The sequence below is a fragment of the Pantoea sp. CTOTU50773 genome (assembly GCF_032082325.1).
Classification (GTDB): Bacteria; Pseudomonadota; Gammaproteobacteria; order Enterobacterales; family Enterobacteriaceae; genus Pantoea; species Pantoea communis.
This window is the reverse complement of the sequence record NZ_DAMDQC010000118.1, coordinates 1-13,545: the sequence shown is the minus strand read 5'-3', so window position 1 is coordinate 13,545 and position 13,545 is coordinate 1. Positions and strand designations below refer to the sequence as shown.

The 13,545-nt window shown below is 52.8% G+C and carries 20 protein-coding genes and 1 pseudogene; 11 read left to right on the top strand and 10 right to left on the bottom strand.

What is annotated here, in order from left to right:
• The 3 genes from fliD to fliT all read left to right on the top strand — a co-directional run.
• Positions 1 to 782 (top strand): flagellar filament capping protein FliD (gene fliD, locus RT340_RS16765; RefSeq protein ID WP_313377241.1); only part of this gene is annotated, 782 nt, incomplete at its 5' end.
• Between the two features lie 9 nt (positions 783 to 791).
• Positions 792 to 1,199, top strand: a complete 408-nt coding sequence (gene fliS, locus RT340_RS16760; protein WP_313377239.1) for a flagellar export chaperone FliS — start codon at positions 792 to 794, stop codon at positions 1,197 to 1,199.
• Complete coding sequence (gene fliT / locus RT340_RS16755; protein WP_034824376.1) at positions 1,199 to 1,552, top strand: flagella biosynthesis regulatory protein FliT; 354 nt, start codon at positions 1,199 to 1,201, stop codon at positions 1,550 to 1,552. Before fliS ends, fliT begins: the two co-directional genes overlap by 1 nt.
• Before the next feature lie 72 nt (positions 1,553 to 1,624).
• Here the strand turns inward: fliT and yedD are convergent, their stop codons facing one another.
• Positions 1,625 to 2,092: a lipoprotein YedD gene (gene yedD, locus RT340_RS16750; RefSeq protein ID WP_058959874.1), complete on the bottom strand. Its 468-nt coding sequence runs from the start codon at positions 2,090 to 2,092 to the stop codon at positions 1,625 to 1,627.
• A 148-nt stretch (positions 2,093 to 2,240) separates the two neighbouring features.
• Between yedD and RT340_RS16745 the strand changes: the two genes are divergently transcribed.
• A complete protein-coding gene (locus RT340_RS16745) occupies positions 2,241 to 2,564 on the top strand; it encodes a DUF6388 family protein (RefSeq protein WP_034824381.1) in 324 nt (107 codons plus the stop codon).
• 197 nt (positions 2,565 to 2,761) lie between these two features.
• Here RT340_RS16745 and iraP read toward each other — a convergent pair whose 3' ends face one another.
• A complete protein-coding gene (gene iraP, locus RT340_RS16740; protein WP_058959875.1) occupies positions 2,762 to 3,055 on the bottom strand; it encodes an anti-adapter protein IraP in 294 nt (97 codons plus the stop codon).
• A 171-nt stretch (positions 3,056 to 3,226) separates the two neighbouring features.
• On the opposite strand from iraP, the gene RT340_RS16735 reads away from it, so the two are divergent.
• A complete protein-coding gene (locus RT340_RS16735) occupies positions 3,227 to 3,466 on the top strand; it encodes a DinI-like family protein (protein ID WP_313377234.1) in 240 nt (79 codons plus the stop codon).
• Positions 3,467 to 3,485: 19 nt separating this feature from the next.
• Here the strand turns inward: RT340_RS16735 and RT340_RS16730 are convergent, their stop codons facing one another.
• From RT340_RS16730 to RT340_RS16715, 4 genes are all read right to left on the bottom strand, one after another.
• The gene (locus RT340_RS16730) at positions 3,486 to 3,752 is read right to left on the bottom strand and encodes a hypothetical protein (RefSeq protein ID WP_034824391.1); all 267 of its coding nucleotides are present in this window, start codon (positions 3,750 to 3,752) and stop codon (positions 3,486 to 3,488) included.
• A gap of 127 nt (positions 3,753 to 3,879) precedes the next feature.
• On the bottom strand, positions 3,880 to 4,482 hold the full coding sequence (locus RT340_RS16725) for a hypothetical protein (RefSeq protein ID WP_313377232.1): 603 nt from the start codon (positions 4,480 to 4,482) through the stop codon (positions 3,880 to 3,882).
• 82 nt (positions 4,483 to 4,564) lie between these two features.
• A complete protein-coding gene (locus tag RT340_RS16720; protein WP_097116800.1) occupies positions 4,565 to 4,894 on the bottom strand; it encodes a hypothetical protein in 330 nt (109 codons plus the stop codon).
• Positions 4,875 to 5,264, bottom strand: coding sequence for a hypothetical protein (locus RT340_RS16715; protein ID WP_034824400.1), 390 nt, complete (start codon positions 5,262 to 5,264; stop codon positions 4,875 to 4,877). Before RT340_RS16715 ends, RT340_RS16720 begins: the two co-directional genes overlap by 20 nt.
• 144 nt (positions 5,265 to 5,408) lie before the next feature.
• On the opposite strand from RT340_RS16715, the gene RT340_RS16710 reads away from it, so the two are divergent.
• On the top strand, positions 5,409 to 6,056 hold the full coding sequence (locus RT340_RS16710; protein ID WP_313377229.1) for a helix-turn-helix domain-containing protein: 648 nt from the start codon (positions 5,409 to 5,411) through the stop codon (positions 6,054 to 6,056).
• Between the two features lie 57 nt (positions 6,057 to 6,113).
• On the opposite strand, the gene RT340_RS16705 is transcribed toward RT340_RS16710, so the two are convergent.
• A complete protein-coding gene (locus RT340_RS16705) occupies positions 6,114 to 6,362 on the bottom strand; it encodes a hypothetical protein (RefSeq protein ID WP_038646357.1) in 249 nt (82 codons plus the stop codon).
• Between the two features lie 248 nt (positions 6,363 to 6,610).
• Here RT340_RS16705 and RT340_RS16700 point away from each other — a divergent pair, with 248 nt between their 5' ends.
• The gene (locus tag RT340_RS16700; RefSeq protein ID WP_097116797.1) at positions 6,611 to 7,822 is read left to right on the top strand and encodes a diguanylate phosphodiesterase; all 1,212 of its coding nucleotides are present in this window, start codon (positions 6,611 to 6,613) and stop codon (positions 7,820 to 7,822) included.
• 51 nt (positions 7,823 to 7,873) lie between these two features.
• On the opposite strand, the gene RT340_RS16695 is transcribed toward RT340_RS16700, so the two are convergent.
• From RT340_RS16695 to fliE, 3 genes are all read right to left on the bottom strand, one after another.
• Positions 7,874 to 8,056 carry a hypothetical protein gene (locus RT340_RS16695; protein ID WP_045815127.1) on the bottom strand — a complete coding sequence of 61 codons (183 nt, stop codon included), beginning with the start codon at positions 8,054 to 8,056 and terminating at the stop codon, positions 7,874 to 7,876.
• Between the two features lie 229 nt (positions 8,057 to 8,285).
• Positions 8,286 to 8,993: a YnfC family lipoprotein gene (locus tag RT340_RS16690; RefSeq protein WP_313377226.1), complete on the bottom strand. Its 708-nt coding sequence runs from the start codon at positions 8,991 to 8,993 to the stop codon at positions 8,286 to 8,288.
• 109 nt (positions 8,994 to 9,102) lie between these two features.
• Entirely contained in the window at positions 9,103 to 9,414 is a 312-nt protein-coding gene (gene fliE / locus RT340_RS16685; protein ID WP_034824419.1) for a flagellar hook-basal body complex protein FliE, read from the bottom strand.
• A gap of 234 nt (positions 9,415 to 9,648) precedes the next feature.
• Between fliE and fliF the strand changes: the two genes are divergently transcribed.
• The 4 genes and pseudogenes from fliF to fliI all read left to right on the top strand — a co-directional run.
• Positions 9,649 to 11,370: a flagellar basal-body MS-ring/collar protein FliF gene (fliF, locus tag RT340_RS16680; RefSeq protein WP_097116795.1), complete on the top strand. Its 1,722-nt coding sequence runs from the start codon at positions 9,649 to 9,651 to the stop codon at positions 11,368 to 11,370.
• Positions 11,367 to 12,359 carry a flagellar motor switch protein FliG gene (gene fliG, locus RT340_RS16675; protein ID WP_034824425.1) on the top strand — a complete coding sequence of 331 codons (993 nt, stop codon included), beginning with the start codon at positions 11,367 to 11,369 and terminating at the stop codon, positions 12,357 to 12,359. Before fliF ends, fliG begins: the two co-directional genes overlap by 4 nt.
• Positions 12,352 to 13,053 carry a flagellar assembly protein FliH gene (fliH, locus tag RT340_RS16670; protein ID WP_034824427.1) on the top strand — a complete coding sequence of 234 codons (702 nt, stop codon included), beginning with the start codon at positions 12,352 to 12,354 and terminating at the stop codon, positions 13,051 to 13,053. The genes fliG and fliH overlap by 8 nt, the downstream gene beginning before the upstream one ends.
• Positions 13,053 to 13,545 (top strand): annotated as a pseudogene (gene fliI, locus RT340_RS16665) (flagellum-specific ATP synthase FliI); the annotation flags it as partial. The gene fliH and the pseudogene fliI, both read left to right, overlap by 1 nt.

The following is a 13,545-nucleotide window of genomic DNA, read 5'->3' as shown; positions in this document are numbered from 1 at the left end:
ACAATCCAATGACAGAAAGCGTTACAGCACAAAACGCACTGCTTTCTGTTAATAACGTCGATATCGAAAGCAGTTCGAACACAATTAGTGATGCTTTAGAAGGCATTACATTAAATCTTTCCGACGTCACCTCTGGAAATCAGACGCTCACCATCACCAAAGATACTTCAAAGGCAGCCACCGCCATTTCTGACTGGGTGGATGCCTACAACACGCTAATTGGTACGTTTAGTACATTAACAAAATACACGGCTGTTGATGCCGGGGCCGATCAGGATACCAGTAATGGTGCACTGCTAGGTGACAGCACACTCCGTACGATTCAGACGCAAATCAAGAGCCTGCTGTCGAGTTCTTCAGGAAGTTCAACCTTTGCCACCCTGGCGCAAATTGGCATCACTACCGATCCAACGACCGGCGAGTTAGAACTGGACGATGATACCCTCAACAATGCTATTGCCAATAACAGTAGCGATGTTCAGTCTTTGTTGGTTGGCGATGGAAAAACGACCGGGGTGACGACTGCGCTCTCCACCAAATTGACCAACTGGCTCTCAAGCACCGGCATCGTTCAGGCTGCAACTGATGGTGTGAGTAAGACACTCAATGATTTAACCGATCAGTACAACACCACCAGTACCCGCATTGATAACCTGATTGCGCGCTATAAAGAGCAATTTACTCAGTTGGACGTCACCATGAGTGCACTCAATAGCACCAGCGATTATCTGACCCAACAGTTTGACAACATGACATCGAGCTCCAGCAGCTCATCTTCATAAGGAGTAATCATGTACAGCGCAAATGGCACTCAAGCCTATGCAAAGATAGGTGTGGAAAGCTCAGTGATGAGCGCCAGTCAGCCGCAATTGATTACGATGCTGTTCGACGGCGCACTTAGCGCCCTAATTCGTGCTCGCCTGTTTATGCAGGATGGCAATATTCAGGGCAAAGGTAATTCCATTTCCAAGGCCATCAATATTATTGAGAGCGGACTGAAGCAGGGTCTGGATGAGCAGTCGGGTGATGAACTCACCGACAACTTAATCGGACTTTACGCCTATATGGTCCGCCGTCTGCTGCAGGCCAACCTGCGTAATGACGTAGAAGCCATCGAAGAAGTCGAAGGTCTCCTGCGTAATATCGCTGACGCCTGGAAAGAAGTCGCACAACCTCAACACCTTCAGGACGCCGTTTAATGAACAATGCACCGCATCTGATTACCGTTTACCAACAGTTACTCGATCTCAGCCATGGAATGCTGCGCCTGGCCGCAGACGGCGAATGGGATGACCTGATTACAAAGGAAGTGGATTACGTCAGTGCGGTGCAAACCTTGGCCCGCTCGACCGAAGCGGCGCCGCCCTCCAGCCAGTTGCAGGATCAGCTGCGTCCGGTACTGCGCCATATCCTCGACAATGAGAGTGAAGTCAAACGTCTGTTGAAATTGCGTATGGACGAGCTGACGCAACTGGTGGGCCAATCATCGAAGCAGAAATCGGTGATGAGCGCGTACGGCAAGCAAGGTAATGTGTATCTGCCACAGAATTAATTTGCGGCGAGCTGAATGAAAAACGGGTGAGCTGATGCTCACCCGTTTTTATTTGGAACTGTGCTCACAAAATCACTTCTGCGCAGGGACCGACACCGGCTCCATAATCTGCGGCTGAATATCCTGAATCACCGCATCCTTCGGACGCTTCGCCACTTCTTTCAGCGCCTGCTGGCACTCAACAGTGGGTTGGTCGACCTTACGCATGCGCAAGCCGTCATAACGCAGTTCACCGTTCTCCAGCGTCAGCGGCATCACGCGCACCTGACGCGTCACGTTGACCCACTCATCGCTCAGGCGGGTTAACTTGCCTGGCTTGGCAATTACGCGCTGCCACTGGCGGCAGTCCAGCGTGTCGCCTTCTGCACCGATGATCAGGCTGCCCATCGCCTGGCCACTGATCAACTTGCTCTGCGGTCCGACAGTCTGCCAGTTACCTTGCAATTCCACTGGTGCCGGGGTTTTTACCGCTTCATCGTAATTGCTAATTTGCGCACATCCGCTCAAGCCCAGCGCGGCCAATACCATCCACTTTTTCATTCCTGGTCCCTACACTCGCCTCAATGGCGGCTACGTTATAATTTTTCGCGTAAGTTACGCAAGGAATCTCGGCGAAAACCCGGCTGAGCCTGACAAGACACTTCGCGCACGTTACACTAGCGCGCAAGTCGATAAGCAGGAAATTCGCATGAAAACCCCAGAAGAGTATTACGCCCAGGCACGCACGATGTTTTTTGCCGCGCACGCCGATTTTCAAGCCGCGCTGGATGAACTAACCGAGAGCGACGCGCGCGCGGCCAACTTGTCACTGCGCCAACTGCGCGAGTGGCACGCTGAGCGCATTTATGCCGCATTCTTACGCCAGAAAAAGCTGGATGGCATGCTGTTTTCCATCCAACTGGCAGAGCCTGATAAAGCGGTTGCTGCTGAAGCGATTGAAACTTACCTGAAATCTCATGCGGAAGCGCTCGGCATGACGTGGGAAGAGTTTTGCATCAAGAACGAACTTTAAGCGCAGCGGCCCTAAAAATATATCTCAAACACACCTCCAACCACACAAATCGGCAAGGTAAAAGTTGTACAAGTCATCCGGAGTTGTATAACTTGTATCTGACGGCTTCGGTCGTAGATTGTCCTTGAACGAAGGTGCTATTGCGCCGCCTCTGGAGGAGTTGCTGGATTTCCCCTCCAGAGGTAGTATTTTTTTGCTTACCCCTCGCGCTCAATCCCTTTCACTTCCACATAACTTGCCACCGCCAATAGACGATTGATGTGCGTCAGCAGCAGATCCACATCTGACTGTAAAAATTGCTGCCCGGCACGCGATGCGGTCAAAATGGCATCCTGAACGGTGTCGCTGATCGTTAAGTTATTATCCTGCTTCGCCTGAATCAATAAGGCCGCAATCAGTAATGACTGTGCCTCAACCTGCGCCACCAACTCTTTTGCTTCCGTATCCATTTTTGCCATTTTCAACAAAATATCGATCACCAGTTGACGCATGTTTACCCCCTAAAAAAGCCAATTCGCTTTGTAACGCTGTTGAGTATCAGTGCAAATCCCGCTAACTGTATCTCAGATAGATAAATATTCTTACCTGTAGGGCTTCGAGCCTTGCCACTGTTTTTATTTACAGTAATATGACGCACCCTCTTTGAAGAATGGACTGCCCTGATGTTTGTGGAGCTGATTTACGATAAGCGCAACGTCGCCGGTTTACCAGGCGCACGTGAGATGATATTGCTGGAATTGGAGAAGCGCGTGCAACGCGTATTTCCTGAGATCGAGGTACGCGTCAAGCCAATGGAGCGAAACGCCATTGATACCGATCTGAGTAAGAATGATAAAGCGACGGTGGCACGTATTGTCGAAGAGATGTTCGATGAAGCAGACATGTGGCTGGTGGCCGATTAAGCCACCAGCGCGGGGGAACTTAGCTTTCTTGCTCGCTGTGATTGATGGCGATCTCTAAATCCTGAATCGCCAACTCAATATCATCTAACAGCTGTCCCTGCTTGTTGAGCAGCGTGTCAAAACGTCCCGCATACTCTTTGTCTTTGTACTCGCCTGCATCAAATGCCAACCAGTGGCTGGATAGCGTCTCAGTATTGGTCTGCGCATAGTGACGCATCTCTTTTAACTGGGAGGTGACATCACGCAGGTAGTCAGTTTTGGTTTTGATTGCCTCTGTATCACTCATGCTATCTTCCTTTTCGCTAATTAAACCCGTTTAAATAACGTTTGAATGATTAAAGTTAGTAGAAAATAGCGAGACCGCATTAAGAATAATCGGAAGATGAAAAGGCGACCCGAAGGCCGCCTGAGGACTACAGATACTTGCGCGCCAGGGCGATCAGCTCATCCTTTGCCGCCACACCTAACTTCTCAACCCCACTTTCGACAAAGTTAAATGCCTGAGTGAAGTCCTTCACGCTGGCGTTGATGTCCTGACTGACAGCATCCGTACTCACTCCCACGACAGGCTGCCCAGCGAGATCCCCGAGGGTAGAAGCCGATGACGGCCCGGCGCTGGCAGAACCGTTTGCCAGGGGATCAGGCGTGGCCAACTGCTGGGTAAGATCCGTCGCATCCGTAGCCGCCGCAGCTTGAGCCTCGCTGCCAGCGTTCGCGGCTGGCGTTGAGGTGTCCGGCGCGGGCACGCTGCTTGCTGTAGACAATGAAACGTCCGGAGCTGGCGCATTGCTCTCGGCGGGCACTGAGACGTCAGGTGCTGGCGCACTGCTTATCGCTGGCGTTGTGGCTTCCTGCCCTGCCGCGCTGCTAAAGGCTGCCGTTGAGGCATCCGCAGCGGGCGCACTGCTTGCCACCGGCACCGCCACCTCATTCGCAAAACTCTCTAACGGTGACAGCGTGCTGGCATCCGGTGTTGCCGTTGCTGCACTATTTTCGATTACAGTTTGGTCGCTCATAATTTTCTCCTTCTTGCTTAATAAAGACCACAGTCGGCCGAAGCTGGCTGCAATCCGCTCGGTAATACTCATCCTGGCCTCCTTAATGCGTCGATTCGGGTGGCGCGTCTTCCCCCACAACCTGCTTCACTTTGTCCGCTGTCTTGTTAGCGGTGCGGTCCGGCAAGCCATCGAGTTTTTTCTGCAATGTCACCAGTTGGCTGGTCAATTCCGCCACCCGCGCTTCCCGGCGATCAGAGATCGCACGATACTGCTGTCGGATATCCTCCACCCGCCGGTTGGCGCTGTTATTCACGAAAACGAACATAATCGTCATTGCCGCACACAGTAGCGACAGCATCAGCAGCAGACCGCCAAGCAGCAGCTGACGCCGATGGCCGCGTACTGAAAATTCACTGTTTATCTGCACCATCGCGACTCTCCTCTAAGGTGGTGATCAGTTGATTGATCTGACTGCGGAATTTATCGCTGTGATCAGATTCCGTGGTGGCTAACAGAATGCCCAGCGCGTTCTTAATCAGCCGTAGATCGGTCTCCAGCGAAGAGATGCGCCGCAGATTCTTGTCGTGGCGAATACGCAGGTCATCGTTCTCCTGGCGCATCAGCGCGTGGCTCTCTTTGAGAAGCATCACCTGCTCTTTGTAGCTGGTGATGATCTCGCCGCCGGCGCGATTGCTGGTGACGATGGCCGCGATGCCGGCCATTAAGGGTTTCCAGAACACAGCTGCCGCACCGCCACCGAGAAGCAGCGCACCGACGCTAGTCACCAAACTACTTTCCATGCCTCACCTCTCTTCACTGGCAAGGGAGCCGCCTGAAGAACATGTTGTCCGCCCTTGCCAGTTGCGCGGCCAACACCAGAATTTAAGCTTACTTTAATTAATGAGTTTAAGTATACTTAAATAAAACCCAACAGAGTTGTCAAGATGATGAAAAAAGAATCTGCAGGTGAACGCATTCGCAGCCGTCGTAAAGCGCTGAAGCTCACGCAGTTAGTGGTGGCAAGTGGCATTGGCGTGTCACATGTCGCTGTTTCACAATGGGAAAAAAATGAGACCGTTCCGCGCGGCGAGAACCTGTTGCGGCTGGCAGAACTGCTGCAATGTACGGCAGCATGGATAATTGATGGCGAGGGCGAGGTGTTTGCCGCCCCGCTTAACGTCAGTGGTGTCAGTGCTCTGCCGTTGATCACTCTGGCGCAAGCGGCTGCGTGGATGCAGGAGCAACGCTTATTGATTCAGCAGCAGGCGACCCGCTTTCTCTACAGCGATAGCAGACTGAGTGAATCGGCGTTGGCGATCACCCTGGAGGATACCGCCATGCAACCTGACTACCGACCCGGCGACACACTGATATTCGATCCTGCCGTTAATCCACAACCGGGTGATGTGGTGCTGGCACACATCAATGGCGAGGTTCTGATACGTATTTATCGCCTGATGGCCGAACAGCATGACGAGCAAATTTTCTCGTTGCGGCCGTTGAATGACGATTTTCCTTTGCATGCATCGTCGGAGAAAAGGATTGAATTAATTGGAACTATGATGGAAATGCGCCGCTATCGCGCCAGATAAGAGAATGCAAAAAACCCGCCTATGAGCGGGTCAAAACCAGCAAAACTACGGCAATTATTACAAAACGTCGGTCAAATGATCGACGACAACCCTCCCGTGCACATCCTTCTGCGTAATGCGATAGTTAACACAATATGAGCGGCGGTTGCAGAGCTTATCGAACAGCGTCACGCTGCCTTTTTGCTTGCCGTCTACGCTTACAATATGCCATTCAGTGACATCTTCCTGACCGCGGTTGTTGAGTCTTAATACGCTCTGTTCAACTAAACGGTCGCTATCATCAATCTTTAAATAGTCGCGTAACATTATGCTCACCTCTGGTTAACGAGGGTCAAGATACGCTTTTTATTTATCCATTCAATCGAAATTATTTATCGTAAATACTCCCCCGGAGCAATTAATTAACAATTCGATTTGACGCCGTTTCGCTAGCCGTTTCGGTTAACTCATTAATTGGAAAATACTTTACGATTCGAGTCTGTATTGGTGGACAGCCCCCGCCCCAGGCCTGCTAATGTAGACGCCACAATAAAAAAGTTGTTCGGACAATCGCTATGCTCACCACCATCATTTATCGCAGTCACCTCCATGATCATGTTCCTATCAAAACCCTTGAAGACATGGTGGCGAAAGCGAATAACAAAAACAGCTCGCACGATGTCACAGGCATTCTGCTATTTGATGGACTGCACTTCTTCCAGTTACTTGAAGGGCCCCGTGACGCTGTGCAGGGTATTTATGATCGCATTTGCCTGGACGCCCGCCACCACAATCTGGTGGAGTTGATGCATGACTTTGCTCCCGCTCGCCGCTTTGGCAAAGTGGGTATGGAGCTGTTTGATTTACGCGAGCATGATAAATCCATGGTGCTGCAAGCCGTGTTAGACAAAGGCACCTCTCGCTATCAACTGACCTACGATGATCGCGCGTTGCAGTTCCTGCGCACCTTTGTTATCGCCCGTGATAAAGAGAACTATTTTGAAATCCCCGCAGCCAGCACCTGGGAATTTATTGCGGATGAGCCATCTCGTACCCTTCAGGATGAAGTCATTGACTCACTGAAAGAGTGCCACTTCGCCTTTCAGCCGATTATCGATCCGTTCGCACGCCGCGTGGCATCGTATGAGGCGTTAATCCGTACCCCGAATGGCGGTTCGCCAGGCGAATACTTTTCTGCCTTCGGTGGCGAGGCTGTTTATCATGCGGATATTCAGTCTAAAAAACTGGCGTTCGAACTGGCGAAAAAGTTAGGTATTGGCGAACACAGTATCTCCATCAACTTGCTGCCAATGTCCCTGGTCACGGTTCCTGATGCGGTGGATTTTCTGCTGACGCAGATTGAAGCCAATGGTTTGGTCCCCGAGCAGGTGATTGTTGAAGTCACAGAAAATGAGATCATCTCGCGCACCGATGAGTTTGCGGCACAGGTGCGCAAACTAAAATCGGCGGGTATCAGTCTGGCCCTGGATGATTTTGGTGCGGGCTTTGCTGGCCTGTCACTGTTATCAAGATTCCAGCCGGACAAGATTAAGATTGATCGTGAGCTGATTAGCGATGTGCATAAAAGCGGTCCTAAACAGGCCATTTTGCATGCCATCATTAAGTGCTGTAACTCGCTGGAGATTGCGGTGATTGCAGAGGGCGTGGAGAAAGCCGAGGAGTGGATGTGGCTGGAAGCGGCAGGCATTAGCCAGTTCCAGGGGTATCTGTTCGCGCGTCCGCAGTTAAATGGTTTCCCGGCTATCGCCTGGCCGGAAATCAAATAGCGAACGGTTAGAGAGAATAAAAAAACCGCCTTTAACCGGCGGTTTTTGCATTTAAAGCGGGAAGTAACCCGGTGGTAATAATCGATCGCTGATGACCTGGTAGTTCATCAACTTAAAAGAACTTAAGGTGATGGGCACGGCAACGCAGGGACGGTACCAGCCAAATTGCTTTATATATCGCCAGACTTCTGGTGGGTTATCTTTATCTCTAACCCAGTAATAACCTTCTTTCATTCTTACACGCTTCTTGTCGCTGCAGCACTTACTCAACACTCCTCAACGCCTCGCGTGATGCGCATGTTGCACACCGAGTTCCCTGCTCTGACGAATGCTTACCTAAGGCCCACACTTTAGCATATCGAGCGCGCAATTGATCAGTAAGTGATTGTTTTATTTAGCGCTTCGCTTATCGACACCGATATTAACGGCATAAAAAAAGCCGCATTCGCGGCTTAATCAGGCATCAATAATAGGTGACATCAATGGTGCCGTACTGCCTGTCCGTGACTTGCCCTTCGGCATCAATGGTTACGGTATCGCAACGGAAAGGAACATCATTCTTATACTGGCATTGCGTGGTAACCGTCTTGCTTTGCTCGTTTCTTTGCACCGTCGTCACCACATCGGATATCTTTTTTGCGTCCGTATCATGTTTGGCACTGGCGCGTGACACTTCCTCATCGCCCTTCTTAATACTCAACAGCGTCATATCACCGACGTTATTGTAGGTCAGATGGAATTTAACATCGGAGGCGGGAGAGGAGATTTGATCAACCCAACCCTGATCGTTATAGCCAATATCCACCGTCATGCTGGGAGTGACTTTTTTTATTACCGCGCACTGCTTATTCAGCGTGACGACCACATCCTGACCGTTCTCTGTGCCAGTCAGTTTATCGCCTTCCCGCGTCACTTCGGTGATCTCTCCGGCTTTATCAATGGATTTCACATGGGCAATGCAGCCTTGCCCATCGAAGGCGATATCGACATCAAAGATTGGCGTGTCGTCGGCGCTAAACAGGCGCTGATGCGTGCTTTTGACTTTGCCGGGAATGGCTTCGAACTGATAGAGGTAAGCGTAATTTTTCATCTGCGGTGCAAAGTCCGCATTTTTATTATCACAGCCGGATAGCATGATCGTTGCCATCAACAGCAGCAGGGTGGGCTTCACGTGAGAATCCTCTTCTCGATATACGCTGTGTGTCAGGCCAGCATCATGCCGCTGTTACTGAAAAAGATAAATGCTTTCCCGCCTGACACCGCAACAATCTTTGCAGCCACTACACCTGCATATTCATGATATCGGTGTACGCCGATACCAGTTTGTTACGCACCTGAATCCCCATTTGCATGGAAATGGAGGATTTCTGCAGATCGACCATCACATCGTTTAACTGGATGCCCGGTTTGCCCATTTCAAAATCCTGTGCCTGGGTGCGCGCGGCGGTTTGCGTGTCGCTGATCTTATCCAGTGCTGCTTTCATGGTGGCACCAAAATCTACCTGATTGGTTGACTCGGCCTGCTTGCCGCTGGCCTGTAACGACGTTAACTGCAGCTGCTGCAACACACCATCTATTGCCTGAATCGACATGCCTGTACCTCATTAAAGAAGGGTTTAAATTTTCACGCTGCAAAAGTTAACACACTGTCAATAGGACAAAGGCGCTAAATAAACGTAAAAAACCCAGCTTATCCAGCCATCGAAGTGACCCGATTCATCAATAATGCCAGCCATAAGATTGGAATTTCATTTAAGACGTTGCTTCAGGGAGTCTGTTTTGTCACCACAACTAACCCGGTCAATTATGTCAGGCAGGAATCGGTCATGAATGCGAGTGCAGCCGCCACACAAGATACCGCAAAGAAAGGTTTCAATGACCTTCTGGCTCGCCTGCGCGCCAATCCGCGAATTCCAATCATTGTTGCTGCCGCTGCCGCTATCGCAGTGGTTTTTGCCTTGGTGCTGTGGGCTAAAGCCCCTGACTATCGCGTGCTTTATAACAACCTCTCCGATGAAGATGGCGGCGCGATTGTTACCCAGCTAACGCAAATGAACATTCCTTACCAGTTCGCCGAAAACGGCGGTGCCTTGATGGTGCCTGCCGATAAGGTACATGAACTGCGTCTGCGCCTGGCGCAACAGGGGCTGCCGAAAGGTGGCTCTGTTGGCTTTGAGCTGATGGACAAAGAGAAGTTCGGCATCAGCCAGTTCAGCGAGCAGATCAACTACCAGCGTGCGCTGGAAGGTGAGCTGGCTCGCACCATTGAAACGCTCGGCCCGGTCAAGAGCGCGCGCGTGCATCTGGCGATGCCAAAACCCACACTTTTCGTGCGTGAGCAGAAAGCGCCTTCGGCCTCCGTGACATTGAACCTGCAACCGGGTCGCGCACTCGATGAAGGCCAGATTCAGGCCATTCAGCATATGGTGTCGAGCAGCGTCGCCGGTCTGCCGCCTGGTAACGTGACCGTGGTGGATCAGGCCGGTCGTTTGCTGACCCGTTCTGACAGCGAAGGTCGTGACCTGAATGATGCACAGCTGAAGTACGCGTCTGAAGTGGAAGCGCGTTATCAGCAGCGTATCGAAGCCATCCTGAATCCGATCGTTGGCCAGGGCAATGTGCATGCGCAGGTGACAGCGCAGATCAACTTTGACCGCAGCGAACAAACCGACGAGAAGTACAAACCGAACGCCGATCCGAACAGCACGGCGATTCGCTCGCGTCAGACTAATACCAACCAGCAGAATGGCAGCCCGTACCCAGGTGGCGTGCCGGGTGCGTTGTCGAATCAACCTGCCCCTGCGAATACTGCACCGGTTAACAATCCGCAGCAGCAAAATGCCAACGGCCAGAATGCGAATGGCCAGAACAACGCGGCGAACAATAACGGCACCACAACCAGCACGCAGCAAAGCAGCGGCCCGAGCAGCTCAAGCCGTAACGACACCGTGAACTACGAACTGGACCGCACCATTCGCCACACCAAGGTCAATGTGGGCGATGTGCAGCGTCTGTCGGTGGCCGTGGTGGTGAACTACCGTGATGACGGCAAAGGCAAAGCCGTTGCACTGAACGATCAGCAGATCAAACAGATTGAAGACCTGACCCGTGAAGCGATGGGCTACTCGCAGAATCGTGGCGACAGCGTCAACGTGGTGAACTCGCAGTTCAACATCACTGAGCCGACTGGCGGTGACCTGCCGTTCTGGCAGTCGCAAGCCTTCTTCGACATGTTGATGAGCGGCGGTCGCTGGCTGCTGGTGGCGCTGGTTGCCTTCATCCTGTATCGCAAGCTGGTGCGTCCACAGCTGATGCGTAAGAAAGCGCAGGAGCAAGCGGCAGCAGAAGCAGCGGCAGCGCGTGCGGAAGCGCTGGAATCTGAAGAAGCTTACAGCGTGCAGCTCAGCAAAGATGAGCTGGATCAAGAGCGTAAATCAAATAACCGCATGAGCGCCGAGGTGATGAGCCAACGCATCCGCGATATGTCTGAAAACGATCCGCGCGTTGTAGCGCTGGTTATCCGCGAATGGATGAGTAAAGAACTATGAGTCTGACCGGTACTGAAAAAAGCGCCATTCTGATGATGACCATTGGCGAAGAACGTGCGGCCGAGGTATTCAAACACCTCAACCAGCGTGAAGTGCAGCACCTGAGCGCCGCGATGGCGGGAATGCGTCAGGTGTCGCACAAGCAGCTAACCGAAGTGCTGCGCGAGTTTGAGGCGGATGCCGAGCAGTTTGCTGCGCTGAGCCTCAACTCCAATGACTACCTGCGTTCGGTGCTGGTTAAAGCTTTGGGCGAGGAGCGCGCCTCCAGCCTGCTGGAAGATATTCTCGAGAAAAACGAGACCACCAGCGGCATGGAAACACTCAACTTTATGGAACCTCAGGCAGCGGCCGACCTTATCCGCGACGAGCATCCGCAGATTATCGCCACCATCCTGGTGCACCTCAAACGTGGCCAGGCCGCAGATATTCTGGCGCTGTTCGACGAACGCCTGCGTCACGACGTGATGCTGCGTATTGCCACCTTCGGCGGTGTACAGCCAGCGGCGCTGGCAGAACTGACCGAAGTCCTGAACGGTCTGCTGGATGGCACCAACCTCAAGCGTGCGAAGATGGGTGGCGTGAGAACCGCAGCCGAAATTATCAACCTGATGAAAACGCAGCAGGAAGAAGCGGTTATCGAAGCGGTACGCGACTTCGACGGCGAGCTGGCACAGAAGATCATCGACGAGATGTTCCTGTTCGAAAACCTGGTGGAAGTGGACGATCGCAGCATCCAGCGCCTGCTGCAGGAAGTGGAGTCCGAACAGTTGCTGATCGCCCTGAAAGGTGCCGAACAGCCGCTGCGCGAGAAGTTCCTCAAGAACATGTCAGCGCGTGCAGCCGATATCCTGCGCGACGATCTGGCCAACCGTGGTCCGGTGCGTATGTCGGCCGTGGAGAACGAACAGAAAGCGATCCTGCTGGTGGTCCGTCGCCTGGCAGAATCCGGCGAAATGGTAATTGGTGGTGGCGAGGAAACTTATGTCTGATGCCTTTTCCGCCCGTGCGTGGCAGCGCTGGCAGCCTGATGATTTAGGCAGCACCTTCAAAGTGGCGGAAGAACTGCCGCAGGAAGAGCCGGCTGTGGATGTCGAAATGAGTGCCGAAGCTGAGCAACAGCAGATGCTGGAGCGCATGCAACAGCAGATGCGCAAAGATGCACAGACGCAAGGTTACAGCGAGGGCTATCAAAAGGGTTTTGCCGAGTCACAGCAGAACGGTTACGACGCCGGTTTCCAGCAGGGACTCGCCGATGCCCAACAGCAGCAGGCGCCCTTACAGGCGCGCATGCAGCAGTTAGTCACTGAGTTCCATCACACGCTGGAAGCGCTGGATAGCGTCATCGCCTCACGTCTGATGCAGCTGGCCTTGGAAGCGGCACGCACGGTGATTGGCCAGGCCACACAAGTGGATGGCACCGCCCTGCTGCGCCAGATTCAGCAGCTGATTCAACAAGAACCCATGTTCAGCGGCAAACCGCAGCTGCGTGTGCATCCTGATGATTTACAGCGCATTGAGCAGACACTGGGCCCGACGCTGGATCTGCACGGCTGGAAACTGCTGGCCGATAATTCACTGCATCCCGGCGGCTGTAAACTCAGCGCCGAAGATGGTGATCTCGATGCCAGCGTGGCAACCCGCTGGCAGGAACTGTGCCGTCTGGCCGCACCGGGGACCTTGTAATGACCTCGTCGCGTCTTTCCCGCTGGCTTGGCGCACTCGATGCCTTCGAGGATCGTATTTCGCAGGTGCAAACCGTGCGCCGCTATGGCCGTCTGACCCGTGCTACCGGTTTAGTACTGGAGGCCACCGGGCTGCAACTGCCGCTCGGTGCGACCTGCATCATCGAACGTCACGACGGCAACAACATCACTGAAGTGGAAAGTGAAGTGGTGGGTTTCAACGGTCAGAAACTGTTGATGATGCCGCTGGAAGAAGTGGACGGCATTTTGCCGGGTGCGCGCGTTTATGCCCGTTTTAGCGGTGACAACGCACAAGGCGGTAAACAGCTGTTGCTTGGGCCAGAACTGCTCGGCCGCGTGCTGGATGGCGCAGGCAAACCGCTGGATGGTTTACCTGCCCCGGACACCGGCTATCGTGCGCCATTGATCACCGCCCCGTTTAACCCACTGCAACGTACGCCAATCCACGATGTACTGGATACCGGCGTACGGG

What these genes read in the sequence shown, in the direction of transcription:
- fliS (WP_313377239.1), top strand. Translation starts at nt 792, where the DNA reads ATGTACAGCGCAAATGGCACTCAAGCCTATGCAAAGATAGGTGTGGAA.
- fliT (WP_034824376.1), top strand. Translation starts at nt 1,199, where the DNA reads ATGAACAATGCACCGCATCTGATTACCGTTTACCAACAGTTACTCGAT.
- yedD (WP_058959874.1), bottom strand. Translation starts at nt 2,092, where the DNA reads ATGAAAAAGTGGATGGTATTGGCCGCGCTGGGCTTGAGCGGATGTGCG.
- RT340_RS16745 (WP_034824381.1), top strand. Translation starts at nt 2,241, where the DNA reads ATGAAAACCCCAGAAGAGTATTACGCCCAGGCACGCACGATGTTTTTT.
- iraP (WP_058959875.1), bottom strand. Translation starts at nt 3,055, where the DNA reads ATGCGTCAACTGGTGATCGATATTTTGTTGAAAATGGCAAAAATGGAT.
- RT340_RS16735 (WP_313377234.1), top strand. Translation starts at nt 3,227, where the DNA reads ATGTTTGTGGAGCTGATTTACGATAAGCGCAACGTCGCCGGTTTACCA.
- RT340_RS16730 (WP_034824391.1), bottom strand. Translation starts at nt 3,752, where the DNA reads ATGAGTGATACAGAGGCAATCAAAACCAAAACTGACTACCTGCGTGAT.
- RT340_RS16725 (WP_313377232.1), bottom strand. Translation starts at nt 4,482, where the DNA reads ATGAGCGACCAAACTGTAATCGAAAATAGTGCAGCAACGGCAACACCG.
- RT340_RS16720 (WP_097116800.1), bottom strand. Translation starts at nt 4,894, where the DNA reads ATGGTGCAGATAAACAGTGAATTTTCAGTACGCGGCCATCGGCGTCAG.
- RT340_RS16715 (WP_034824400.1), bottom strand. Translation starts at nt 5,264, where the DNA reads ATGGAAAGTAGTTTGGTGACTAGCGTCGGTGCGCTGCTTCTCGGTGGC.
- RT340_RS16710 (WP_313377229.1), top strand. Translation starts at nt 5,409, where the DNA reads ATGATGAAAAAAGAATCTGCAGGTGAACGCATTCGCAGCCGTCGTAAA.
- RT340_RS16705 (WP_038646357.1), bottom strand. Translation starts at nt 6,362, where the DNA reads ATGTTACGCGACTATTTAAAGATTGATGATAGCGACCGTTTAGTTGAA.
- RT340_RS16700 (WP_097116797.1), top strand. Translation starts at nt 6,611, where the DNA reads ATGCTCACCACCATCATTTATCGCAGTCACCTCCATGATCATGTTCCT.
- RT340_RS16695 (WP_045815127.1), bottom strand. Translation starts at nt 8,056, where the DNA reads ATGAAAGAAGGTTATTACTGGGTTAGAGATAAAGATAACCCACCAGAA.
- fliE (WP_034824419.1), bottom strand. Translation starts at nt 9,414, where the DNA reads ATGTCGATTCAGGCAATAGATGGTGTGTTGCAGCAGCTGCAGTTAACG.
- fliF (WP_097116795.1), top strand. Translation starts at nt 9,649, where the DNA reads ATGAATGCGAGTGCAGCCGCCACACAAGATACCGCAAAGAAAGGTTTC.
- fliG (WP_034824425.1), top strand. Translation starts at nt 11,367, where the DNA reads ATGAGTCTGACCGGTACTGAAAAAAGCGCCATTCTGATGATGACCATT.
- fliH (WP_034824427.1), top strand. Translation starts at nt 12,352, where the DNA reads ATGTCTGATGCCTTTTCCGCCCGTGCGTGGCAGCGCTGGCAGCCTGAT.